At 67.8% G+C, this 23,997-nt stretch carries 19 protein-coding genes and 2 tRNA genes; 12 read left to right on the top strand and 9 right to left on the bottom strand.

The features are described from left to right. Positions 1 to 11: 11 nt before the first annotated feature. The 8 genes from ACUZ2Y_RS20050 to rpmH all read right to left on the bottom strand — a co-directional run bounded on the left by ACUZ2Y_RS20050 (position 12) and on the right by rpmH (position 7,390). The gene (locus ACUZ2Y_RS20050; protein WP_476321102.1) at positions 12 to 989 is read right to left on the bottom strand and encodes a ParB/RepB/Spo0J family partition protein; all 978 of its coding nucleotides are present in this window, start codon (positions 987 to 989) and stop codon (positions 12 to 14) included. Then, positions 986 to 1,882: a ParA family protein gene (locus ACUZ2Y_RS20045; protein WP_476321100.1), complete on the bottom strand. Its 897-nt coding sequence runs from the start codon at positions 1,880 to 1,882 to the stop codon at positions 986 to 988. The genes ACUZ2Y_RS20050 and ACUZ2Y_RS20045 overlap by 4 nt, the downstream gene beginning before the upstream one ends. A 54-nt stretch (positions 1,883 to 1,936) precedes the next feature. Next, the gene (gene rsmG / locus ACUZ2Y_RS20040; protein WP_476321098.1) at positions 1,937 to 2,626 is read right to left on the bottom strand and encodes a 16S rRNA (guanine(527)-N(7))-methyltransferase RsmG; all 690 of its coding nucleotides are present in this window, start codon (positions 2,624 to 2,626) and stop codon (positions 1,937 to 1,939) included. A 2,252-nt stretch (positions 2,627 to 4,878) separates the two neighbouring features. Beyond that, the gene (locus ACUZ2Y_RS20035) at positions 4,879 to 5,430 is read right to left on the bottom strand and encodes a Jag family protein (RefSeq protein WP_476331956.1); all 552 of its coding nucleotides are present in this window, start codon (positions 5,428 to 5,430) and stop codon (positions 4,879 to 4,881) included. A 41-nt stretch (positions 5,431 to 5,471) separates the two neighbouring features. Beyond that, positions 5,472 to 6,512 carry a membrane protein insertase YidC gene (gene yidC / locus ACUZ2Y_RS20030; protein WP_476321096.1) on the bottom strand — a complete coding sequence of 347 codons (1,041 nt, stop codon included), beginning with the start codon at positions 6,510 to 6,512 and terminating at the stop codon, positions 5,472 to 5,474. A 3-nt stretch (positions 6,513 to 6,515) separates the two neighbouring features. After that, entirely contained in the window at positions 6,516 to 6,842 is a 327-nt protein-coding gene (gene yidD / locus ACUZ2Y_RS20025) for a membrane protein insertion efficiency factor YidD (RefSeq protein WP_476321094.1), read from the bottom strand. Beyond that, positions 6,839 to 7,240, bottom strand: a complete 402-nt coding sequence (gene rnpA / locus ACUZ2Y_RS20020; RefSeq protein ID WP_476321092.1) for a ribonuclease P protein component — start codon at positions 7,238 to 7,240, stop codon at positions 6,839 to 6,841. The genes yidD and rnpA overlap by 4 nt, the downstream gene beginning before the upstream one ends. A gap of 12 nt (positions 7,241 to 7,252) precedes the next feature. Then, complete coding sequence (gene rpmH / locus ACUZ2Y_RS20015; RefSeq protein ID WP_091383715.1) at positions 7,253 to 7,390, bottom strand: 50S ribosomal protein L34; 138 nt, start codon at positions 7,388 to 7,390, stop codon at positions 7,253 to 7,255. Between the two features lie 495 nt (positions 7,391 to 7,885). Between rpmH and dnaA the strand changes: the two genes are divergently transcribed. The 12 genes from dnaA to ACUZ2Y_RS19955 all read left to right on the top strand — a co-directional run bounded on the left by dnaA (position 7,886) and on the right by ACUZ2Y_RS19955 (position 23,252). Next, entirely contained in the window at positions 7,886 to 9,442 is a 1,557-nt protein-coding gene (gene dnaA, locus ACUZ2Y_RS20010; RefSeq protein ID WP_476321090.1) for a chromosomal replication initiator protein DnaA, read from the top strand. A gap of 1,839 nt (positions 9,443 to 11,281) precedes the next feature. After that, on the top strand, positions 11,282 to 12,415 hold the full coding sequence (gene dnaN / locus ACUZ2Y_RS20005; RefSeq protein ID WP_476321088.1) for a DNA polymerase III subunit beta: 1,134 nt from the start codon (positions 11,282 to 11,284) through the stop codon (positions 12,413 to 12,415). A gap of 15 nt (positions 12,416 to 12,430) precedes the next feature. After that, the gene (gnd, locus tag ACUZ2Y_RS20000) at positions 12,431 to 13,351 is read left to right on the top strand and encodes a phosphogluconate dehydrogenase (NAD(+)-dependent, decarboxylating) (protein WP_476331954.1); all 921 of its coding nucleotides are present in this window, start codon (positions 12,431 to 12,433) and stop codon (positions 13,349 to 13,351) included. Beyond that, positions 13,351 to 14,508, top strand: a complete 1,158-nt coding sequence (gene recF, locus ACUZ2Y_RS19995) for a DNA replication/repair protein RecF (RefSeq protein WP_476321086.1) — start codon at positions 13,351 to 13,353, stop codon at positions 14,506 to 14,508. Before gnd ends, recF begins: the two co-directional genes overlap by 1 nt. 112 nt (positions 14,509 to 14,620) lie before the next feature. Next, positions 14,621 to 15,244 (top strand): DciA family protein, encoded by a 624-nt coding sequence (locus ACUZ2Y_RS19990; protein WP_476321084.1) that lies wholly within the window; start codon positions 14,621 to 14,623, stop codon positions 15,242 to 15,244. Between the two features lie 194 nt (positions 15,245 to 15,438). Beyond that, positions 15,439 to 17,415: a DNA topoisomerase (ATP-hydrolyzing) subunit B gene (gene gyrB / locus ACUZ2Y_RS19985; protein WP_476321082.1), complete on the top strand. Its 1,977-nt coding sequence runs from the start codon at positions 15,439 to 15,441 to the stop codon at positions 17,413 to 17,415. A gap of 51 nt (positions 17,416 to 17,466) precedes the next feature. Further along, positions 17,467 to 21,234 (top strand): intein-containing DNA gyrase subunit A, encoded by a 3,768-nt coding sequence (gyrA, locus tag ACUZ2Y_RS19980; protein WP_476321080.1) that lies wholly within the window; start codon positions 17,467 to 17,469, stop codon positions 21,232 to 21,234. Positions 21,235 to 21,353: 119 nt separating this feature from the next. Further along, positions 21,354 to 22,082 (top strand): DUF3566 domain-containing protein, encoded by a 729-nt coding sequence (locus ACUZ2Y_RS19975; RefSeq protein WP_476331952.1) that lies wholly within the window; start codon positions 21,354 to 21,356, stop codon positions 22,080 to 22,082. 62 nt (positions 22,083 to 22,144) lie between these two features. Further along, positions 22,145 to 22,218: transfer RNA gene (locus tag ACUZ2Y_RS19970), tRNA-Ile, on the top strand. A gap of 336 nt (positions 22,219 to 22,554) precedes the next feature. Continuing rightward, positions 22,555 to 22,695 carry a DLW-39 family protein gene (locus ACUZ2Y_RS19965; protein ID WP_157368238.1) on the top strand — a complete coding sequence of 47 codons (141 nt, stop codon included), beginning with the start codon at positions 22,555 to 22,557 and terminating at the stop codon, positions 22,693 to 22,695. Positions 22,696 to 22,729: 34 nt separating this feature from the next. After that, positions 22,730 to 22,802, top strand: a tRNA-Ala gene (locus ACUZ2Y_RS19960). Positions 22,803 to 23,078: 276 nt separating this feature from the next. Then, positions 23,079 to 23,252: a hypothetical protein gene (locus ACUZ2Y_RS19955; RefSeq protein WP_476321077.1), complete on the top strand. Its 174-nt coding sequence runs from the start codon at positions 23,079 to 23,081 to the stop codon at positions 23,250 to 23,252. A gap of 100 nt (positions 23,253 to 23,352) precedes the next feature. Here ACUZ2Y_RS19955 and ACUZ2Y_RS19950 read toward each other — a convergent pair whose 3' ends face one another. Beyond that, positions 23,353 to 23,994, bottom strand: a complete 642-nt coding sequence (locus ACUZ2Y_RS19950) for a TetR/AcrR family transcriptional regulator (RefSeq protein ID WP_476321075.1) — start codon at positions 23,992 to 23,994, stop codon at positions 23,353 to 23,355. Between the last annotated feature and the right edge of the window lie 3 nt (positions 23,995 to 23,997).

The raw sequence follows: 23,997 nt of genomic DNA, 5'->3' as shown, positions 1-23,997 counted from the left end.
TTGCGGGATTTTTATGTCTGAATTGTCCCATTTTCGGCCATCATGCCGACGATGCGTTCAAGGTCGTCAACCGACCCGAATTCGACAACGATCCGGCCTTTTCGCTTCCCGAGTTCGACTCGGACGCGGGTGTCGAACTTGTCCGACAGCCGCTCGGCGACGTCTTGGAGGCCGGGGGCGACCATCGGCTTGCGCGGTGCGGCCTTCGGCTTGGCGGCGGGAGCGCTCTTCGCGAGCGTGACCGCTTCCTCGGTCGCGCGGACCGACAACCCCTCGGCGACGATGCGGGTAGCCAACTCCTCCTGCTCGCCCGGCTCCTCAAGCCCGAGCAGAGCGCGCGCGTGTCCGGCGGACAGGACGCCCGCAGCCACTCGGCGCTGCACGGGGAGGGGGAGTTTGAGCAGTCGGATGGTGTTGGTGATGACCGGCCTGCTGCGCCCGATGCGGGCCGCCAGGTCCTCGTGCGTCACCTCGAACTCTTCGAGCAGCTGCTGGTACGCCGCCGCCTCTTCGAGCGGGTTGAGCTGAACCCGGTGGATGTTCTCCAGCAGCGCGTCGCGCAGCATGGCGTCGTCGGCCGTCTGCCGGACGATCGCGGGGATGCGCTTGAGCCCGGCCCGCTGCGACGCGCGCAGGCGGCGCTCACCCATGACGAGCTCGAACTTGTCGTCACCCAGCTCGCGAACCACGATCGGCTGCATGAGCCCGAACTCGCGGATCGAGTGCTCCAGCTCGGCGAGCGCGTCCTCGTCGAACACCTGCCGCGGCTGCTTCGGGTTCGCCACGATCGACGCCGTGTCGATCTCCCGGTAGACCGCGCCCGCGACGGCGCCGGTGTGACTGGGCGCATGGTGGTTGTTGTTCAGCCCTTCCACCCGCACCGGCACCCGCGGCGTCGACACGTCGATGGCAGGCGGCGGCGGGCCCTGGGGGATGAGCGCGGCCAGTCCGCGGCCCAGTCCGCCCTTGCGTCCGGCTGGTCCGGTCATTGCTGTACCCCTGCTCCTCGGAAGGCGACTTCACGTGCGGCGTCCAGGTACGACATGGCGCCGCGGGAACCTGGGTCGTAGGCGAGCACGGTCTGGCCGTAGCCGGGGGCTTCGGAGACCTTCACGCTGCGCGGGATGACGGTCTTGAGGACCGTGTCACCGAAATGGTGGCGGACCTCGGAGGTCACCTGGTCGGCAAGTTTGGTGCGGCCGTCGTACATCGTCAGCAGGATCGTCGAGACGACGAGCGAGCGGTTCAGGTGGCTCTGCACGAGTTCGATGTTGCGCAGCAGCTGGCTGAGTCCCTCGAGTGCGTAGTACTCGCACTGGATGGGGATCAGGACTTCCTGGGCGGCGACCATCGCGTTGACGGTCAGCAGACCGAGCGACGGCGGGCAGTCGATGAAGACGTAGTCCGGGTTGAGCTGGTCGAGCGCCTCGTCGGAGAGCGCCTCCTTAAGCCGGGACTCGCGTCCCGCCATCGAAACCAACTCGATCTCGGCGCCCGCCAGATCGATCGTGGCGGGCACGCAGAAGAGGAGGTCCGACTGGTCGCTGGTCTGCGCGGCGTCCGCGAGGGTGACCTCGCCGAGGAGGACCTCATAGACCGAAGGCGTCCCGGAGCGGTGGTCGACGCCCAGCGCGGTGCTGGCGTTGCCCTGCGGGTCGAGGTCGATGACCAGGACGCGCAGCCCGTGCATGGCGAGCGCGGCGGCCAGGTTGACGGTGCTGGTCGTCTTGCCGACCCCGCCCTTCTGGTTCGACACGGTGATCACACGGCGGTGGGTGGGCCGTGGAAACGGCGCCTCCGGATGCTTCATCCGGGTGGCCCTGGCGGCCTCTTCAGCTATGGGCGTCCAACCTGCGACGGATGCGGGAGACGGCTGAGTCACTGGTTCTTCCCCCTCGAAAGCCGTTGTTTCACGTGGAACATCCTCGCTCCGTTCTCAGGCACGGTATGCACCCTGATCCTTCCTTGTCCGCCTGCGCGTCGTCGCCACCCGGTCGACGACCACCACCGTCGTCGGTACGTCGAGGACATCGGCCCCGCAGGTCTCGATCCGCGGATCGGCGCCACCCAGTCTGGCCACGGCCTGCCGGTCCCGTTCGATCTCCTCGACCGCGCTGGTGCCCTTGAGCGCCACCAGCCGTCCACCGACTCGGAGCAACGGGAGACACCATCCACACAACTTGGCAAGTGGGGCGACAGCGCGGGCGGTGACCACATCGGCACCGGCGACGTCGTCCTTGATGCTCGATTCCTCGGCCCGGCCGCGGAGAACGATGACTGACGTCAGTCCGAGAGTCTCCACGACCTCGTCCAGCCACGCCACCCGTCTTGCCATTGGTTCTACAAGAACTATCTGAAGATCCGGCCGAGCGATGGCGAGGGGGATGCCGGGAAGGCCGGCGCCGGACCCGACGTCGACCACCCGGGCCTCGTTCGGCATCTGCTCACCGACCACCGCGGAGTTGAGGATGTGCCGATCCCAAAGCCGCTCGACCTCGCGCGGACCGATCAGCCCCCGCTCCACCCCATGCTCAGTCAGCAACCCGACGAACCGCTCCGCGAGCTCCAGTCGATCTCCGAACACAGCGGCAGCACTAGCCGCGACGGTCCGGTCAACGTTGGTCATACCGAATGAGTCCCATCCCGATGTTTCACGTGAAACCGTGCAGACCGATTGTCGCTGATGCCCCCGAACGCCTCCGCAGGCGCTCCGCACGTTTCACGTGAAACATCGAGATTCGACTGGGGGAGTGGGCCCAACCGCCGCTCCACTTCCAACTCATTGATCCAGCCCCCCACTTGGCCGCCATTCGCGAAGTCACCGGAGGGGGACACCTGGGTTCCGGGGCCGATCCGCGCCACATCGATCCGGCCCGAGCTCAGCCTTCGTTCGGCCAACATCAGACTCCGCCGCTGGATCCAGGTTCAGGTCCATGCCGCCCGTCCACCCACATCGACCTAGATTCGGGTCGCCTCGCGCGCCCGCCTCGGGACCAAGCGCCCGGTGCGATCGCCCGCCCGGGCTGCGCCAATGAGGGCCGGCCCGGTCCCGCCACTGAGGGCCAGGCACACTCCGGCGGCCTCGCCGTCCGATCCACCACGCCAATCCCCGCCGGGCCAGCCCCGCCGGTCACTAGGGCGGGGCAGACACATGGGGTTGGGCCCGCCAATTCCAACCGTCCTCGCTGCCCGTCGTGGCCCACCTGTCGTGGCCCGCCCGTCGTGGCCCACCTGTCGTGGCCCGCCCGTCGTGGCCCGCCCGTCGTGGCCCGCCCGTCGTGGCCCGCCCGTCGTGGCCCGCCCGTCGTGGCCCGCCCGTCGTGGCCCGCCCGTCGTGGCCCGCCCGTCGTGGCCCGCCCGTCGTGGCCCGCCCGTCGTGGCCCAACCGTCCAGTCCGACCGTGCGGTCCCGCCATCTGGTTCCGCCACCGGCTAGACCGCACACGTTCCACCGGACCGATCCCGCCACGCCGGACCCACCGGGCCGGGCCACCTACCCTCCAGTCCCCAACCACCCAATGCCGCCACCCAGCCTGACCGCGCGGTTCCGCCACGGCGCCCCCACCGGCTGGCCCGTCACCAGGTTTCGCCACTCCCGGCCTACTGGCGTGAGTCTCACCGGCCAATGCCTCCGGTTCTCCCCGCCCGCCGGTCCGGCTCCACCAACCGTCCCCCCGATCCGGGCCGACGGGGTGGCTCACCCTGCCAATCCGGCTGCCCAGTCCTGTCGGGTCCTGTTCCACCCGGCCATCCAGCCCAGCCCAACCGATCCGGTCCCATCCCTCGTGAGCGGTCCGGTTCACTCCGCACTACCGCGGCGCTGGTCCACTCGGCTCGTTCTACCCGTTCCTGATCTCGCCCTGCCGCCTGCAGGTATGCAGTGACTCCCGCCCAGCCCCTAGCCCGCGCGGTTCGGCTCCCGGCACGCTCCACCGGTTTGGCTGGTCAGCCAGTCCACACATCCGGTCCGCCGCCTCCGCCTCAAGTCCCATCGCTTCCGCGCCTGGCACGGCACCTTCTGCAGCGCCTACCGCCTACATCGCCGAACTCCTGGCGACTCACCCAACACGCCCCGGCTCCAAGTGCTCAGCCCGGCTGCCCAACAACACCCCCAACCGACCCTCCCGTCCCGACAGCTCACGGCTTGCGCTGCCAGCTCCCAGCGCCCGCCATCTGGCACCCACCCCCTGCCTGGGGCCAGAACTCCGACTGCCAACTCCAGGTCCGATATCAGGGCCCGATATCAGGGTCCGGTACCCGGGTCGGAACTCAGGTCCGGAACTCAGGTCCGGAACTCAGTCCAGCGCTTCCGCCGCCCGCTGACTTCAGCCCCGCCACCCAGCCCCAGCATCCCGCCCAAGTTGTGCCCCAAGTTGTGCCCCAAGTCGCGGCCCTCGGTTCGCGGCCTTTCCATGTCTCGACTTGGCGAGGCCAGTCTTCGACTCGGTGGCACCCAAACTCGCGGCTCCCCGGCCAGCTCTCGGCACCCGCTTCGGCAGCGGGCTCCTAGCTCCGATATCTCCCGCCCCTCACCGATCGCGGCCTGCTGCCCCCTCTGCAAGCCCGCCGCAGTTGTGGCCCAACCCGGCAAGCTCCGCCGCTTCCCCCTCTCGGTCATACCTCCGATTCCCTCGTCCTACTTCCCTCGCCCTACTTCACTCGTAGCTCTGGCTCGTCCCGCTGCTCCCACGCCAGCCCTAACGCCCGACGCGCCCCACTCTCAGCGCCGCCCGCTCCTTGGCCACGGCTCACCAACGCCGCCGTAACGCCCTCACCGCCACCCAGTCCCACACCCGCCGCCGGCAATCACGCGATGTTTCACGTGAAACACAAAGGCGCGGCCCGTCATCGACGGGCCGCGCCTTTCAAGCCAAACGAACTACTGCGGGAAAACCACCACACGCCGGCGGGGGTCTTCGCCCTCACTCTCGCTGTGCACGCCCTTGACCGACGCCACCGCGTCGTGGACGACCTTGCGTTCGAACGGGGTCATCGGCTGGAGCCGAACCCGCTCGCCGCTCTCCAACACCTTCTGGGCCGTCGCGCGGCCGAGGTCGCGGAGTTCCTCGCGGCGGTCGGAGCGCCAGCCCGCGACGTCGAGCATCAGCCTGCTGCGGGTGCCGGTCTCCTGCTGCACCGCCAGCCGCGTCAGTTCCTGCAGCGACTCGAGCACCGTGCCTCGGGGACCCACCAGCTTCTCCAGGTCCTCACCGCCGTCGATGCTCACGATCGCGCGGCTGGCTTCGACGTCGAGGTCGATGTCGCCGTCGTAGTCGAGGATGTCGAGCAGCCGCTCCAGGTAGTCCCCGGCGATGTCGCCTTCCTGGACCAACAGCTCCTCTGTCGACCCACGCCCGCTGTTCTCGGTCGCACCCTCGGCCGGGACCTCCCCGCCCTCAACCTCGACAACGGTCTTCTCGGACTCCTGCACCGTCTCCGGCACGGTTTCTCCTCTCCAGGTCCAGCAACGCCTCAGCGGTTCTTGCGACCTGACTTCTTGCTGCGGGATCGGTCTGCGATCAGACCGGGAATCTCGGTGCCGTTGTCGGCGGGCGGCTCGGCCGCGGCGGCAGGCTTCTCAGTCGAAGCAGGCGGCTTCGCGGTCGAAGGGGTCGAAGCGGCAGGAGCGGTCGGCACAGTCGACGCGGCGGGGCCGGCGGGGCGCTTCTTGGCCGCGGGCTTCTGGCCGGGCTTCGGAGCGAGGGCGTTGCGCTTCTCGATGACCGCGGCCTTCTTCTCCTCTTCCTCCGCGTCGATCTTGCGGTACACGAAGTGCTGCTGCGCCAGCGTCCAGCCGTTGTTGCTCAGCCAGTACATGAGCAGACCGATCGGGAAGAAGAAGCCACCGACGAGCACGCCCAGCGGGAACATGTACAGCGTCAGCTTGTTCATCATCGCGGTCTGCGGGGTGGCCGACTCCGGGTTCTGCCGGGCCACCGAGTGCCGCGCGGTGAGGTGCGTCAGGATGCTCGCCGCGATCATCAGCGGGACAGCGACCGCGATGACCGAACCCCGGGAGACATCGAACCTCGCTAGTTCCGCGGCAGGCTCGGTGATCCAGTTGCCCAGCCGCGCGCCGAAGAGGTCGGCCTTGAGGTAGGAGTCGACACCGCGCTCGTCGAAGAAGTAGTTCTCCGTGGGGCTGTTGCCGAACGAGCGGAGCACGTGGAACAGACCGAGGAAGACGGGGATCTGCAGCAGCATCGGCAGACAGCCGCCCAGCGGGTTGACGCCGTGCTGCTGCTGCAGCTTCTGCATCTCCTGCTGCATCTTCGGCTTGTCGTTCTTGTACTTCGCCTGCAGCTTCTTGATCTCGGGCGCGAACTCCTGCATCTTCCGCATGGAGCGCACTTGCTTGACCGTGGGCTTGTACATGATCGCCCGCAGCGTGAAGACCAGGAACACGATGCCCAGCGCCCAGGAGACGGCGCTCGCCTCGCCGAACACGTGGCCGAAGACCCAGTGCCAACACCAGAGGATGAAGGACACCGGGTAGTAGATGAAATCGAGCACGGACTACTCCTCGGCAACATTCGGTTCGGCCGGGCTAGGGGACCCGGACTCGTTCTTCGGCTTTCGGGGCGGCACGGGGTCGAGGCCGCCTGGGTGCCACGGACCACACCGCAACAGTCTGCGTAACGCGAGCCACGAGCCGCGCACCGCACCGTGGACGGTCAGCGCCTCGACGGCGTACGCGCTGCAGCTCGGATAGAAGCGGCATGCGGGCGGAAGCACCGGCGAGATCCACCGCCGGTAGACGTGCACGGGAACAAGCAACACGCGCGCGACCGGGCCCGGCCGATCGGTCGCGACATCGCCGCGCACCGCCGTAGCCTGTTTCACCGGTCACCACCACTGTCCTCCGCGACCAGTCGCAGTTTACGGATCGCGGCGTCGAAGTCCTGGCCGAGTTCGGCGCTCGTCGCGCCTGCTGCCGGGGGAAGAGCCCTAACAACCAACGCGGTACCAGGCGAAAGAGTTCCGAGCCGGGCCCCCGCGAGGTGCCGAAGCCTGCGTGCGACCCGATGGCGGACCACCGCGTTGCCGACGGCCTTGCTCACGACAAAACCGACCCTCGGCGGCACGGTGTTCCGCTCCGCACAAGGGTCGGCTTCGGTAGTCGCTTGCATCCGCTCCGTCACAGCATGCACCACGAGACGGGGACGTCCAGCACGGCGACCTTTCCGGGTCACCCGTTGGAAGTCCGCGCTGCTGGTCAGCCGAGCGGCCGCGGGGAGCACGGCGGCCTGGAATCAGGCCGACAGCTCTTTGCGGCCCTGCCGACGACGGGACGCGATGATCGCGCGGCCCGCGCGGGTCCGCATACGCAGACGGAAGCCGTGGGTCTTGGCCCGACGACGGTTGTTCGGCTGGAAGGTGCGCTTGCTCACGGCTCGTTCTCCCGATACTTGCTGGCCAGGTGGTTCCGGCTGAGTTCTTGTCTCGCGCCCCCTGCCGGGCACGGCTGGACGAACTCGCGCGACAACCAGTGACGGGCACGCAGAACTCGCCCGCCGCAAGCGGGAGACCTTATGAGGGTACGCATTGGGTCGAGCCGGGCCAAACCCGGGGCCTGTCGTCGACGCGGGGCGACCGCTTGGCGACACGCCGATGTCGTCCACATTGTTGCCTACGACCTCGTCTTGTGGCATCGGGCCTGCCTTGTTAGCGTGCGTTCCCTTGGCTGGACGGACGGGGAATGGGAGCCCTGCTGAGCCGTCGTCGCCGAGCCACTGAGTACCGTGACCCCCTCACCGGGGTTTCCTCTGCGGTTCGCCGTACCTTCGTGCACAGTTGTGGACAACCCTGTGGATGCACGTTTGACGGCACCCGCGAACGGGACCAGCCTTGGACCACAAGCCGACGAGGGGAGGGGAGCGGCACCGATGTCCGACAATCAGCTGAATCTGGCTGTGGTCTGGGAACAAGTAGTTCGAGAGCTGTCCGCGGGCACACTGTCCCCGTCGCAGCGCGCCTGGATGCGCATGACCCGGCCGATCGGACTGCTCGACGGAACCGCTCTGCTGTCGGCGCCCAGCGACTTCGCCAAGGAAGCCATCGAACGCGCCCTGCGCGAACCGATCACCGAGGCCCTGTCCCGCAGGCTTGGCCGTGCCGTGTCGCTGGCCGTCAAGGTCGATGTCGCGCTGGCGCCGCCGAAGCCCGCCCCGCCCGTGCCGCACAACCCCACGCTCGACCAGAACGTCGACGGCCAGGACGCCCCGATCACCGTGGCAGTCGCAGCGCCGCCCGCATCGCAGTACGCGGGCGAAGCCGAGGACGACGGAGAAGAGGTCGATGAGGAAGGCGACGCGCTCGCCACGGTCCACGAGATCTGGCCGACCTTCACCGGCCAGCCCACGACCAGCGGCCAGCCCTTCACCGCCCCGGCGCAGCCGCAGACCTCGAAGACCCGGTTGAACGAGAAGTACACGTTCGACACCTTCGTCATCGGCGCGTCCAACCGCTTCGCGCATGCGGCCTCGGTCGCGGTGGCCGAGGCGCCTGCCCGCGCGTACAACCCCCTCTTCATCTGGGGCGAGTCCGGTCTCGGCAAGACCCACCTGCTCCACGCGGTCGGCCACTACGCGCAGCGGCTGTTCCCCGGCATGCGCGTGCGCTACGTCTCGACCGAGGAATTCACCAACGACTTCATCAACTCGCTGCGCGACGACCGGAAGGTGGCGTTCCAGCGCCGCTACCGCGACATCGACGTGCTGCTGGTCGACGACATCCAGTTCCTTGAGGGCAAGGAAGGCACTCAGGAAGAGTTCTTCCACACCTTCAACACCCTGCACAACGCGAACAAGCAGATCGTGGTCTCGTCCGACCGGCCCCCGAAACGTCTCGAGACGCTGGAGGACCGGCTGCGGACCAGGTTCGAGTGGGGCCTGATCACCGACATCCAGCCCCCCGAGCTCGAGACCCGCATCGCGATCCTGCGGAAGAAGGCCGCCCAGGACCGCTTGGCCGCGCCCGCCGAGGTCCTGGAATTCATCGCCGCCCGCGTCGAGGCGAACATCCGCGAACTCGAAGGCGCCCTCATCCGGGTGACGGCGTTCGCCTCGCTCAACCGCCAACCGGTCGACGTCACCCTGGCCGAGATCGTCCTGCGCGACCTGATCCCGGACTCACAGGCCCCGGAGATCACCGCGCCCACGATCATGGCCGTCACCGCGGAGTACTTCGGCGTCTCCATCGACGACCTCTGCGGCCCCGGCAAGACGAAAGCGCTTGCGCAAGCCCGCCAGATCTCCATGTACCTGTGCCGGGAGCTCACAGACCTGTCGCTGCCGAAGATCGGCCAGACCTTCGGCGGCCGCGACCACACCACGGTCATGCACGCGGACAAGAAGATCCGCAAGGAGATGGCCGAGCGGCGGCGCATCTATGACCAGGTCCAGGAACTGACCTCCCGCATCAAACAGCGCGCTCGCGCCTGACGCCGCTGAACGCCCGCCTGCAACCCAGCGGCGTGGCTGACGGCCGCCTCCGCCGCGGCGGGCGCCGATACCTGTCCCTATTCACCGGAGATGGGCGGTCGAGGCGATAGAACGCACCTAAACAACAAGGCTGGCGACACCCGGCCCTTCGACGATCACCGATCGCGAAGGGCTTAAGTGCTTTGCCCAGACCACAACCACATGGCGCACGCCCGGCAAGACCGCGCGACCAGCCGGCACAAGTGAGCAACCAGCACGCCTGAGTCCGCATGCCCGAGCGATCGGGACACGGGGTTTAGGCACGCTTGTTCTCAGCACGTCCGGCTTCCGAGGCCACGATTTTGTGCTGCCCGCGATCCACACCGAGACGTTCGGCACGCCGTAGTCCGGCAACGGAACCGGCGAGCACGAGCAGTTCGGCGGGTAGTCCGCAACGGAACCGGCGAGCGGGTTCGTCGGCGAAATTCGCCGATCGGTTCGGCAGTCGGATCCGGCGGCCGAGTTCAGCGACGACTTCGACGCCATGGTTCGGCGATCGGATCGGATTCGTCGGCGAAATTCGCCGATCGGTTCGGCAGCCGGTTCGGCAGCCGGTTCGGCGATCGGGCTCGGCAGTCGGGCTCAGCGATCGATCGCCGCGACAAGATTCGGCAGTCCGAGCACTGCGGTCGAGGACGGCGATGGGTCGGCCGCAGCTGCCTGATCGGGACGCCCAGTTTTGATCGGCCGCTTACGGCGACCGGTAGTCGGGGCTTGGTCTGAACGCGAGTTGGTTGGTCGCCGCACGAGCTGGTGAGTTCGCGGCAGGTGCCGTCGAGCCGATGCCTGCTGATGCCGGCGCAACTCGCTCAGGGCTGGCGCGCGCCGCAGTTGTCGGCAGCCGTCGACAACTTGTCGCGTCGCGCCTCGATTCGGTCGGGTGTCACGGCGGGAAAGCGGAGCGGGTGGAGCAACGGGTTGCGGCATCAGTGGCCGAAGGCGTGATGGTCGATCACCGCCGTGTGCGGTGGCAGCCGGATCGTGGTCGGCGGTCGAAGTGGCACTCAGTGAGGAGGTGGACATGTGTCCGGAAGTCGGCATCCCCAGGCCCGCCGAGCGAGCCGCGGCGGCCCCGGTACTTCCAACCCTCCCCATGCGCGCCCATCCACATCTTTATTGCCGCCGTGGACGCCCGCCCACACCCCCAGAAAACTTCGCCCGATCCGCCCGCCCGCGACCCCATCGCCCCCACCGGCCGAGTCGCTCGGCACCGGCGCCGCCACCCGTTCAGACCTCCAAGTCCGCCCGTTCGCATCTTTTCTGGGGCGGTGGAGCGTCCATCCCCACCCCCAGAAACCTCGCGAACGTCGAAAATGACGTGGTCTGCGTCACCGATACGGGGGATTTACCTGTGTACAACCCTGTGGGTGGCGGAACGCCTGCCTGGGCATAACTCGACCAACATCTGGGGACCGATCTGTGGACAACTTGGCCCCCCTGTGGACGAAATTGGGGGTCGCCGAAACCATCCACCGATGGCCCGATCTGTCCACCGGTCCACCCCCAGGCTTGCCCACAGGCCGGCACGCCCCCGGACCTGCGTCAACGGGGGTTGTCCACACAATCCACAGCACCTATTACTACTACTGTCTTTGTTCTCCCTAGAGGAAAAGAAAAGCTAGAAACAGGGGGCGGCGAAATCTGGGGACAGCTCGCTTCACGGCCTCCCGCCGCCACACCGCCCCGGATGACGCGGACGCCGATCACGCTCTACGGTTGGGCCCTACAGCGTGGACAGCTCGACGGACCCGCCTCGCAGGATTCGGTGAGGGGGACCGGTCGGGCCTGGAAAGGACTCCCATGAAGATCCGCGTCGAGCGCGACGGCCTGGCCGACGCCGTCGCCTGGGTCGCGCGCAGCCTCCCGTCCCGGCCTCCCGTTCCCGTCCTCGGCGGGGTTCTTCTCGATGCCGGTTCAGCTGACGGCTCCGAAGGACTCACCGTCTCCGGCTTCGACTACGAGGTGTCGGCCACGGTCGGCATCCCCGCGACGGTCGCCGACGGTGGACGGACCCTCGTGTCCGGCAGGCTGCTCGCCGACATCACCAAATCCCTCCCCGCCCAGCCCGTCGAGATCTCGGTCGACGGCTCGCGGGTCGCCATCGCTTGCGGCAACGCGAAGTTCAGCCTGCCGACCATGCCGGTGGAGGACTACCCGCAATTGCCCGCGATGCCACAGCACGCGGGTGAACTCGCGGGTGAGGTCTTCGGCCAGGCGGTCAGCCAGGTCGCCGTCGCCGCGGGCAAGGACGACACGCTCCCGATGCTGACCGGCGTCCGGGTGGAGATCGCGGGCGACAAGCTCACCCTCGTGGCGACCGACCGCTTCCGGCTCGCGATGCGCGAGTTCGAGTGGAAGCCGTCCGGCGATGTCGAGGACGCCGCGGTGCTCGTTCCCGCGCGGACCCTGGCCGAGGCGGCCAAGGCGCTCGGCAGTTCGGGGCGCACGGTCGAACTCGCGCTCTCGCCCGGTGACGGCCTGCTCGGTCTGTCCGGTTCCGGCAGGCGCGCGACGACCCGGCTGCTCGACGCCGAGTTCCCGCGGTACCGCCAGCTCCTCCCGTCCGAGCAGACGTCCGCGGCGATCATCGCCGTCGCCCCGCTCGTCGAGGCGATCAAGCGCGTGTCGCTCGTCGCCGAGCGCGGGACACAGGTGCGGCTCGAGTTCTCCGACGGCGGTCTGCGCCTGTCCGCCGGTGGCGACGACGAAGGCAGCGCCGAGGAAGAGCTGTCTGTGGAGTTCACCGGCGACCCGGTGACGATCGCGTTCAACCCGGGCTACCTGCAGGACGGCCTGGCCGCGTTGCACTGCGACCGCGCCGAGCTGTCATTCACCACGCCCAACCGCCCCGCGCTGATCAAGCCGGTCGGCGAGGACGGCGAGGTCATCCCCGGCTACCTCTACCTGCTGATGCCGGTCCGCCTCCCGGGCTGACCCGCGACCGAGGAGATTCCACACATGCAGCTCGGACTGGTCGGCCTGGGCAAGATGGGCTTCAACATGCGCGAGCGTCTTCGCGCAGCGGGCCACGACGTCGTCGGGTATGACCGCAACCCCGAGGTCAGCGACACCGATTCGCTCGCCGACCTCGCGGCGAAGCTCGACGCGCCGCGGGTCGTGTGGGTCATGGTCCCGGCGGGCGAGCCGACCCGGCAGACCGTCGCCGAACTGGGTGAACTGCTCAGCGACGGCGACCTGGTGATCGACGGCGGCAACTCGCGCTACACCGACGACACGGTCAATGCCGACCTCCTCGCCAAGAGCGGGATCGGCTACCTCGACTGCGGTGTGTCCGGCGGCGTCTGGGGCAAGGACAACGGCTACGGCCTGATGGTCGGCGGCGCCGAAGCCGACGTCGAGCGGGCGATGCCGATCTTCGACAGCCTGCGTCCGGAGGGTCCGCGTGAGGAAGGCTTCGCGCACGCGGGCGCCGTCGGCGCGGGCCACTTCGCGAAGATGGTCCACAACGGCATCGAGTACGGCCTGATGCAGGCCTACGCCGAGGGCTACGAGCTGCTGACCGCCGCGCAAGCCGTCACCGACGTGCCCGCGGTGCTCAAGGCTTGGACCCGCGGCACCGTCGTCCGGTCCTGGCTGCTGGACCTGCTGGTCAAGGCTCTGGACGAAGACCCGGGCCTGGCCGAGCTGACCGGCTACGTCGAGGACTCCGGCGAGGGCCGGTGGACCGTCGAGGAGGCGATCAACCACGCGGTTCCCGCGCCGGTGATCTCCGCCGCGCTGTTCGCCCGGTTCGCGTCTCGGCAGGACGACTCGCCCGCGATGAAGGCGGTCTCGGCGCTGCGGAACCAGTTTGGCGGGCACGCGGTGCACAAGGCCGGACCGACGTCCGGGGCGGGCGAAGTGAAGTAGTGCACGTCCGGCACTTACAGGTCGTCGACTTCCGCTCCTGGGAGCTCGCCGACCTGGACCTGGAGCCGGGACCAGCGGTGTTGGTCGGCGCGAACGGCCAGGGCAAGACGAACCTGGTCGAGGCGATCGGCTACGTGGCGACCCTGTCCTCGCACCGGGTCGCGTCCGACGCGCCGCTGGTTCGGCACGGCGCTCAGCGAGCCATCATCCGCACGGCCGTGGTCAACGAGGGCCGTGAGCTGACGGTGGAACTAGAGGTCACGCCCGGCAAGGCGAACCGTGCCCGGGTCAACCGCGGGCCGGTCCCGCGGACCCGGGATGTGCTGGGCATCCTGCGCACGGTGTTGTTCGCGCCCGAGGATCTTTCGCTCGTGCGCGGCGACCCCGGTGAGCGTCGCCGATTTCTCGACGACCTCTTAGTACTGCGCGCGCCGCGGTACGCCGGTGTGCGCGCGGACTACGACAAGGTGCTGCGTCAACGGAACGCCCTGCTCAAGAGCGCGGCGACCAGCAGGCGCGCGCGCCGCGCCGACCCGGACGCGCTGTCCACGCTCGACGTCTGGGACGGGCACCTCGCCACGCACGGCGCGCAGCTGCTCGCCGCCCGGCTCGACCTGGTCGCCGATATCGGGCCGCTGGTCTCGGCCGCGTACGCCGGGGTGGCTCCCGAGTCGCGGCCGGCGCAGATCGAGTACCGCGCGGGAATCGCGAACAGCCTGCCCGAGGGCTACGGCACGCCCGATGGTGAGCGCGCGGATGTCGAGGTGGTCGCCGACGCGCTGCTTGCGGAGCTCGTCGCCCGCCGTGAGGCCGAGCTGGACCGCGGGGTCAGCCTGGTCGGGCCGCACCGCGACGAGCTGGACCTGATCCTCGGTGAGGCGCCGGCGAAGGGGTACGCGAGCCACGGCGAGTCGTGGTCGTTCGCGCTGGCCCTGCGGTTGGGGTCCTACGACCTGCTCCGGTCCGAGGGCAGTGAGCCGGTGCTGGTGCTCGACGACGTGTTCGCCGAGCTGGACCGCCGCCGCAGGCAGCGACTCGCCGAAGTGGCGGTGGGGGCCGAACAGGTCCTCGTGACCGCCGCGGTGGAGGAGGATGTGCCCAGCGAGCTGGCCGGGACGCGATATTCCGTGGCGGACGGGGAGGTACGACGTGTCTGACGATCTCTTCGGCGGCACCATTCGGCCCAACGACCCTCCACGATCGGCTACCCCGCGCAAGGTGGGTGGCACCACATCTGGGGATAAACCTGTGGATAGTGTGGATAACACCGTGACTAAGCGTCCATCCGGCGTAGTAAAGCCCGCCGCATCTGGGGACGAATTCACACTTCAGAGTGGTCGCGAAAACAATTCATCCACAGGTGCTACAGAGGGTGAGAACGTTCCGCTCCGCGGATCCGATCTTGCCCGGGCCGCTCTCGACGCCGCCCGCAAGGCCGCCGACACCAAGCGCACCGGGCAGCGCGGCCGCAATGTTCCACGTGGAACATCCACCGGATCCCGCCGTCGTCGCCGCTGGTCCGGGCCGGGCGCGGACGACCGCGACCCGCAGCCGCTGGGCAGGCTCGCCTCCCGACTCGCGGTCGACCGCGGCTGGAACGAGCAACTGGCGGGCGGCCAGGTCTTCGGGAAATGGGCTGCCCTGGTGGGTGCCGAAGTCGCCGAGCACGCCAAGCCGGTCTCCCTCAAGGACGGCGAACTCACGGTCGCGGCCGAATCCACGGCGTGGGCGACTCAGCTCCGCCTGCTCCAACGCCAACTCCTAAGCCAGATAGCCGCGGGAGTCGGCAAGGGAGTGGTCAAAAAACTCAAAGTCCAGGGCCCGACCGCGCCGAGTTGGCGCTATGGGCCGAGGCACGTTTCCGGCCGAGGTCCGCGAGACACCTACGGCTGAGTGTCGCGGGTCGAGATCTCCAGGATGGCGTCGGGACTCGCGCCCGATCGCATCCGCCGCCCTGTGACTCAACCAGGGGTGTCCTTGACCCAGTTCTGGACGACCGCACCAGTAGTATGTGACGAGGAGTGCGCAGGGCGATGTCCGCGCACCGCCGACGCAGTCGATCCGACGCACGAGGAGATACCGAGCACGTGGCAGCCAACAAGCAGGAAAACTCGTACGGCGCTGGCTCGATCTCCGTCCTCAAGGGGTTGGAGGCGGTTCGGCTCCGGCCCGGTATGTACATCGGTTCCACGGGTGAGCGCGGCCTGCACCACCTGATCTGGGAGGTCGTCGACAACTCGGTCGACGAGGCGATGGCGGGCCACGCGACCAAGGTCGAGGTCACCCTGCTGGCCGACGGCGGCGTCCGCGTCATCGACGACGGCCGTGGCATCCCGGTCGGCGAGCACCCGGAGGAGAAGCGCTCCACCCTCGAGGTCGTCATGACCATGCTGCACGCGGGTGGCAAGTTCGACAGCGAGAGCTACGCGGTCTCCGGTGGTCTGCACGGCGTCGGCATCTCCGTGGTCAACGCCCTGTCCCGGGTGCTCGAAGCCGAGATCAAGACCGACGGCCACGTCTGGCGCCAGCGCTACGAGGACACCAAGCCGGTCACCCCGGTCCAGCAGGGCGAGGCGACCCGCGAGACCGGCACGACGATCACCTTCTGGGCCGACCCGACGATCTTCGAGACCACCGAGTACAACGCCGAGACGGTCGCCCGTCGCCTGCAGGAGATGGCGTTCCTCAACAAGGGCCTCACCATCGTCCTGCGCGACGAGCGCGTGTCCGACGAGGACACCGAGGCCGACGCGAGCGGCCTGGCGGCCCGCGTCAAGGAGCGCACCTACTGCTACCCGGGTGGCCTTGAGGACTTCGTCAAGCACATCAACCACGCGCGCGAAGCCCTGCACAAGAAGGTCGTCGCGTTCGAGGCCAAGGGCAAGGGCATCGAGGTCGAGGTCGCGATGCAGTGGAACACCGGCTACAGCGAGTCGGTCTACACCTTCGCCAACACGATCAACACCCCCGAGGGCGGCACCCACGAGGAGGGCTTCCGCGCCGCGCTGACCCGAGTGGTCAACGTCTACGCGCGCGAGAAGAAGCTGCTCAAGGAGAAGGACGCGAACCTCAGCGGCGAGGACGTCCGCGAGGGCCTGGCCGCGATCGTGTCGATCAAGCTGGCCGAGCCGCAGTTCGAAGGCCAGACCAAGCAGAAGCTGGGCAACACCGAGGCCAAGACGTTCGTCCAGCAGACCTGCAACGAGTGGCTCGCCGACTGGTTCGAGCGCAACCCGGTCGAGGCGAAGACGATCGTCACCAAGTCGGTCGGCTCCGCGCAGGCCCGGATGGCCGCCCGCAAGGCCCGTGAACTCGTTCGCCGCAAGGGCGCCCTCGACATCGGCGGCCTGCCCGGCAAGCTCAAGGACTGCCGCTCCACCAACCCGGAGGAGTGCGAGCTCTACATCGTCGAGGGCGACTCCGCGGGCGGCTCGGCCAAGGAAGGCCGCGAGTCCCGCTTCCAGGCGATCCTGCCGATCCGCGGAAAGATCATCAACGTGGAGAAGGCCCGGATCGACCGGGTGCTCAAGAACACCGAGGTCCAGAGCCTGATCACGGCCCTGGGCACCGGCATCCAGGAAGACTTCGACGTCAGCAAGCTGCGCTACCACAAGGTCGTGCTGATGGCCGACGCCGACGTCGACGGCAAGCACATCACCACCCTGCTGCTCACCCTGCTGTTCCGTTTCATGCGCGGGCTGATCGAGCACGGGCACGTCTACCTCTCCCAGCCCCCGCTGTACAAGATCAAGTGGCAGCGCGCCGAGCCGGAGTACGCCTACTCCGACCGCGAGCGCGACGGCGTGCTCGAAGCCGGTCTCGCGGCGGGCAAGAAGATCAACAAAGAAGACGGTATCCAGCGCTACAAGGGTCTCGGCGAGATGAACGCCAACGAGCTGTGGGAGACCACGATGGACCCGGCGCACCGGCTGCTGCTCCAGGTCACCCTCGACGACGCCGCCACCGCGGACGAGTTGTTCAGCGTGCTGATGGGTGAGGACGTCGAGGCCCGCCGGTCCTTCATCACCCGCAACGCCAAGGACGTTCGATTCCTCGACGTGTGATCGGTCCCCACATGATCACCCGGATGGAAGCTATGAAAGGAACTTTGCGTCGTGACTGAAACCCTGCCGCCGACGGGGGACCGGGTCGAGCCGGTCGATATCCAGCAGGAGATGCAAAGCTCCTACATCGACTACGCGATGAGCGTGATCGTCAGCCGCGCGCTGCCCGACGTGCGCGACGGCCTCAAACCGGTCCACCGCCGGGTGCTGTACTCGATGTTCGACACCGGTCTCCGCCCGGATCGCAGCTACGTCAAGTGTTCCCGCGTGGTCGGCGACGTGATGGGTAACTACCACCCCCACGGCGACTCGTCGATCTACGACACCCTCGTGCGGCTCGCCCAGCCGTGGTCCATGCGGTACCCGCTGGTCGACGGCCAGGGCAACTTCGGCTCCCCGGGCAACGATCCGGCCGCCGCGATGAGGTATTGCTTGGTTGATACAACTAACATTCGGCTGGCGGACGGCTCGACGAAACGGATCGGCGATATCGTCCCGTTCGCCAAGCCAAACAGTGACAACCCGATCGACCTCAAGGTGCTGGACCACCACGGAAACCCGGTCCACGCCTCGATGCTCTTCCACTCCGGAGATCACGAAACCCTCAGGCTCACAACGCGCGAGGGCTACGAACTGACGGGAACGCATAACCACCCGGTGCTCTGCCTGGTGAGCGTGCTGGGTGTCCCGACCCTGCTGTGGAAGCTTCTGGAGGAGGTTGAGCAGGGCGACCGGGTGGTCATACAGCGGTTGCCCCAGGCCGAGTACGACATCCCACCGACCCGCGAGTTCGCCGCTGCCATCCTGGCTGGTGCATTCGTCAGCGAGGGATGGACAGGTCAACATGGCGCCGCCGGGTTCGACAACACCGACGAGGACTTCTTCAACCTTGTACTGATGTCGTACGACCGGTGCATTGGCCAGGCGCGCAACATTCAGCAGGAGATTACGTCCACCGGCAAGGTGTTGCAGAAGCTCCGATTCGGCGCGAATGTCTTGCGCTCGTCCGTGATCAGCGAATTGGCTGATCTTCGCAGCAGCGACAAGCGTGTACCGCAGTTTGTTTGGCAGTCTGGTCGCGGTGTCAAGCAGGCGTTCCTGAGCTCGCTGTTCACTGGCGACGGTTCATGCTCGGTGCTGCCGCGAAACACCGTGCAGATCTCGTACTCGACTCGCAGCACCCGTCTGGCCCGAGAAGTCCAGCAGTTGCTGCTGGAGTTCGGTGTCGTCAGCAAGCAGGTGACCTACGACCACGGCGAGATCAAGGTCGTCATCACCAATCGCCGCGACGCCCGCCTGTTCGCGACCAACGTTGGCTTCCTGCAGGCGAAACAGGAGAAGCTGATCGCGATCCTCGACACGATCCCGACCGACAGTCGGTCCATGTCGAGCGACCACGTTCCGTTTGTCGGCGACTACATCCGGGCGAACGGCGCGACTCGCTGGACTGAGCGCGACTGGCTGCGCCGCCACAACGTCGACCGGATCGAGCGGTGGGAGACCCGGCGCGACGAGATCAGCGAGCGGATCACCAACACCGAAGTCCTCGACATCGTCGAACCGTTGGTGGACGGACGTTTCTACTACGCCGAAGTGAAGTCTGTCGTGGACGCTGGCGTGCGTCCGGTGTACAGCCTCCGGGTCGACACCGACGACCACGCGTTCGTCACTGACGGGTTCGTCAGCCACAACACAGAAGCCCGGCTGACGCCGCTGGCCATGGAGATGCTGCGCGACATCGGCGAGGACACCGTCGACTTCGTGCCGAACTACGACGGCAAGACCGAAGAGCCGGTCGTCGTCCCGTCGCGTATCCCGAACCTGCTTGTCAACGGCGGCAGCGGAATCGCCGTCGGTATGGCGACCAACCTCCCGCCGCACAACCTGCGGGAAGTCGCCGACGGTGTGTTCTGGGCGTTGGCGAATCCCGAGGCCGAGGACGAGGAGCTGCTCGCCGCGCTGTTGGCCCGGATCAAGGGCCCGGACTTCCCGACCAAGGGTCTTATCCTTGGCACGCAAGGGATCCAGGACGCCTACCGGACCGGCCGCGGTTCGGTGCGGATGCGCTCGGTGGTCGAGGTAGAGGAAGACGCCAAGGGCCGCACGATCCTGGTCGTCACCGAGCTGCCCTACCAGGTCAACCCGGACAACCTGATCGAGAACATGGCGCAGCTCGTGCGCGACGGGAAGCTCACCGGCATCTCCGAGATCGCCGACGAGTCGAACAACCGCGGCGGCATGCGCATCGTCATCGGTCTCAAGCGCGACGCCGTGGCGAAGGTCGTGCTGAACAACCTCTACAAGCACACCCAGCTGCAGCACAACTTCGGTGTCAACATGCTGGCCCTGGTCGACGGCGTGCCGCGCACGCTGCGGCTCGACCAGATCATCCGGCACTACGTGAAGCACCAGGTCGAGGTCATCGTCCGGCGCACCCGCTACCGGCTGCGCAAGGCCGAGGAGCGCGCCCACATCCTGCGCGGGTACGCCAAGGCACTCGACATGCTCGACGAGGTCATCGCCCTCATCCGGCGCTCCCCGTCGGCTGACGAGGCCAAGACCGGCCTGATATCGCTGCTCGACGTGGACGAGATCCAGGCGAGCGCGATCCTCGAACTGCAGCTGCGCCGTCTCGCCGCCCTTGAGCGGCAGCGGATCATCGACGAGCTCGGCGAGATCGAGCGCTACATCGCCGAACTGCAGGCCATCCTCGAGAGCCCGGTCAAGCAGCGCGAGATCATCCGCGACGAGCTCAAGGAGATCGTCGACAAGCACGGCGACGAGCGGCGCACCCGAATCCTGCCGTTCGACGGCGAGGTGTCGATCGAGGACCTGATCGCCGTCGAGGACGTCGTCGTCACGATCACCCGCACCGGTTACGCGAAGCGCACCAAGACCGACCTGTACCGCGCTCAGAAACGCGGCGGCAAGGGCGTGCAGGGCGCGGCGCTCAAACAGGACGACATCGTGGAGCACTTCTTCGTGTGCTCCACGCACGACTGGATCCTGTTCTTCACGAACAAGGGCCGCGTCTACCGCGCGAAGGCGTACGAGCTGCCGGAGGCCAACCGCGCCGCCCGCGGCCAGCACGTCGCGAACCTGCTCGCCTTCCAGCCCGACGAGCAGATCGCCCAGGTCATCGAGATCAAGGACTACGAGGTCTCGCCGTACTTGGTGCTCGCCACCCGTGACGGTTTGGTCAAGAAGTCGAAGCTTTCCGACTTCGACAGCAACCGCGCGGGGGGTCTGATCGGTATCAACCTCCGTGAGGACGACGAACTCGTCGGCGCGGTCCTGTGTTCCGCCGAAGACGACCTGCTCCTGGTGTCCGCGGGTGGCCAGTCCATCCGCTTCCACGCCAGCGACGACGCCCTGCGCCCGATGGGCCGCGCCACGTCCGGCGTGCTCGGGATGCGCTTCAACGCCGGGGACGAACTGTTGACCCTCGGCGTGGTGAAGGAGGGCACCTTTGTTTTGGTGGCCACCGACGGTGGGTATGCCAAGCGCACGCCCATCGAGGACTACTCGGTGCAGGGCCGCGGCGGCAAGGGCGTCCTCACGGTCCAGTACGACTCGCGCCGTGGCAGGCTGGTCGGAGCGGTGATCGTCGAAATCGACGATGAGCTGTTCGCGATCACCTCGTCGGGCGGGGTCATCCGGACAACGGCCGCCGAGGTCCGCAAGGCAGGCAGGCAGACAAAGGGCGTCCGTTTGATGAACCTGGGTGAAGGGACCACCCTCGTAGCCATCGCACGGAGCGCGGAAAGCGTCGCCGAGATCGACGGCGACGAAGAAGCGCCAGAGACGCCGACCGAGTAAATGCGAACGCGCAGACCTAGGGGATTCCGCTCGTGACACCACCCGACAGGCCGGACACCAACGCACCGGAGCAGTCCGCTGAGGAGCGGGCCTCCGTGGCGACCAGCAAGGTTGAGCCGGTGGCCGAGCCCGCCGCGGCGGAACCCGAGGCCCCAGCGGCGGAGACCACCGCGGTCAACCCGCCGCCATGGCAGCGCGTCACCGCCGACGAGGCGTACGGCGACACCAGTGACACTACGGAGACTCTCTCGACCGACGGCGACACCACGCAGGCGCTGCCGATCAACGGGATCGCCGAATCGGCCTACCAGCCACGCGCCGCGGCCCCCGCGAGCGAGCGCCCGGTCGTGACCGGCACCGCCGCGCCACGGCTGTTCGGCGGCAACCTGGAGTCAGAGGCCCCGCACCGCACCGCGGTCCACCTGGACCCCGGTGTCCGCACCACCCCGCCCCCCAGCGCCCTGCGCAGGCCAGGGCGGGGCCCGCGGCGGGCCAACCTGCAGATCAAGCGCTTCGACCCGTGGTCGGTGCTGAAGCTGTCGCTGGTCCTCGGCGTCGCCCTGTTCTTCGTCTGGCTGGTCGCCGTCGGCGCCCTCTACGCCGTCCTCGACGGCATGGGCGTCTGGGACAAGCTCAACGGCATCTCCAGCGAACTCCTCAACGCGGGAGCCGAAGGCGGCACCACCGGAGACCTCATCAGCGCAGGCCGCGTGTTCGGCATCGCGGCGATCATCGGCGCGATCAACATCGTGCTGTTCAGCGCCCTGGCCACCGTCGGAGCCTTCATCTACAACGTGTCCGCCGACCTGGCAGGCGGCCTCGAAGTAACCCTCGCCGAACGGGAGTAGGCCAAAGGGGATACCGATTTGGGACCGCGAACCCCCCTGCGGTAACCTTCTCGCGTTCCCAGGGGCCTATAGCTCAGGCGGTTAGAGCACTTCGCTGATAACGAAGGGGTCGGAGGTTCAAGTCCTCCTAGGCCCACGGACGACGGGCGACTTGTGTTCGCGGAAAGCGCGAACCGGGTCGTCCGTCGTCGTATGTGGGGGCCGAGCCCCCCACACCCCCACGGTGCGATCGGTGGCCGAACCAGCGGGGCTCGCGCTGCGCGCATCGGAATATGTGACGCTGCGATCAGCGGCCTGACCCAAGCCCTTCGGGCTGTGCTTCGCTGCGCTCGCACATGATCTGCATGCCTGCCCCGCTCGTGATCGACAGGGGTTGGGGGCCACGGCGGTGGGGGTGGGGGTTGTGGCAGACTGGGCGGGTCACGTCGGGTGTGACGTGGACGGACTTGAAGTGCCAAAGGAGGCATACGAAGTGAAGAAGCTTCTCGCGCTCGCCGCAATTGCTGGTGGCGTCCTCCTGGTGGTGCGCCGCAAGAGCTCGGCGAAGGCAGAAGCCGACCTGTGGCGCGAGGCGACCACGCCCGCCGCCAACAACGGCGTGAAGAAGGCCTGACTCAGCACGGCGCGGCCCGCGGGCCGCGCTGCACGGGGACGTAGCTCAATTGGCAGAGCACTGCCTTTGCAAGGCAGGGGTTAGGGGTTCGATTCCCCTCGTCTCCACGATCTGACCAGTGGTTATTCGGTCAGGGCGCCCACCCGAATGTCGAGTGGGCATCAGTGGGTGCGGCTTGCGACGCTCGGTCCGTGGCGAAGCGCGCGAACGGCGCCCGCTCGGCAATGAGCAAGGCTCGATCGAGCGGCGCGGCAACTCCCTCCGGGTGACGGTGTATGCGGGTCTGGATCCGCTGACCGGCCGCCGCCCGCACCTGAGTCGACGAGCAGCGAAACGCCCGGACCAGGGGTTTGTTCAGGGTCGCCGTCGAGGAGTGGCTCCAGGTGCAGGAGACCTACACGGGCTACGCCCGCCGCCACATCTTTCCCCCTCTCGGCGTCCTTCCGGTCAGCAAGGTCATGGCCGAGGTTCTTGAGCGGCTTACGCCGAACTACGGCGCTGCCGGTCACGGTGCGACGGCCGACCGGCGATCGAACACCGCCTCGCTGCCCGCATGAGCGCCGCACGGTGAATCACCGACGGCCCGTGGCCGGGTTCCCGCCACTGGCTACCCACCGCACGACTGTGCCGAGAAGGGCTGCCAGGTCACACCTTTCGCTATCGGTAGGCGCGGAGGAACGTGTCGATCCCGGCGTGTGCGCGTTTCTCGATGTCCTCTGCGGCGGGTGGTGTTGTCGCCTCAAACAGGGCGCGGTCCAGCGATGCGCCTATGACGAGGAACGCGAAGTGCTCCGCGGCCAGTTCCGGGTTCTCGATGCGGAGCGCGCCGCGTTCGTGGCAGCGGCGCAATCCCTCGGCGAGGGTCGCCATCACCCGCCCGGGTGCTCGTTCGTAGTAGTCGCCTGCCAGTTCGGGGAACCGCTCGGCCTCGCCGATCAGCAGGCGGCGCAGGCGAACGATGGGTCCGGTCAACACCGTGCCTGCCAGCTTGATCCCGATGTCACGGAGTTCGGCTTCCACGTCGTCGGTGGTGCCCAGGGCTGACGACATGTCGCGGGAGAACCGCTCGGCCGTGGCCAGCGCGTCGGCCAGGGTTTCCCGGAACAGCTGCTCCTTGCCGCCGAACAAGTTGTAGATCGTCCGCTTGGATACCCGGGCCTGCGCGGCGATCTCCTCCACGTTGGCCCCGACGTAGCCGTTGCGCAGGAAATGCTCCGTCGCCGTGGGCAGGATGACAGCCCGCGACCGCTCGACCCGCGGGTCGAGCGCTCCCGCTGCCTCTTCCGACGTTCTCGTCACCAG

The organism is Actinokineospora sp. UV203, assembly GCF_056323665.1.
This window is presented reverse-complemented; position numbering and strand designations above follow the sequence as displayed.

Excerpts from the sequence above, each read along its gene's own strand:
- dnaN (WP_476321088.1), top strand. The coding sequence starts at position 11,282 with ATGAAGATCCGCGTCGAGCGCGACGGCCTGGCCGACGCCGTCGCCTGG.
- rsmG (WP_476321098.1), bottom strand. The coding sequence starts at position 2,626 with ATGACCAACGTTGACCGGACCGTCGCGGCTAGTGCTGCCGCTGTGTTC.
- ACUZ2Y_RS20050 (WP_476321102.1), bottom strand. The coding sequence starts at position 989 with ATGACCGGACCAGCCGGACGCAAGGGCGGACTGGGCCGCGGACTGGCC.
- dnaA (WP_476321090.1), top strand. The coding sequence starts at position 7,886 with ATGTCCGACAATCAGCTGAATCTGGCTGTGGTCTGGGAACAAGTAGTT.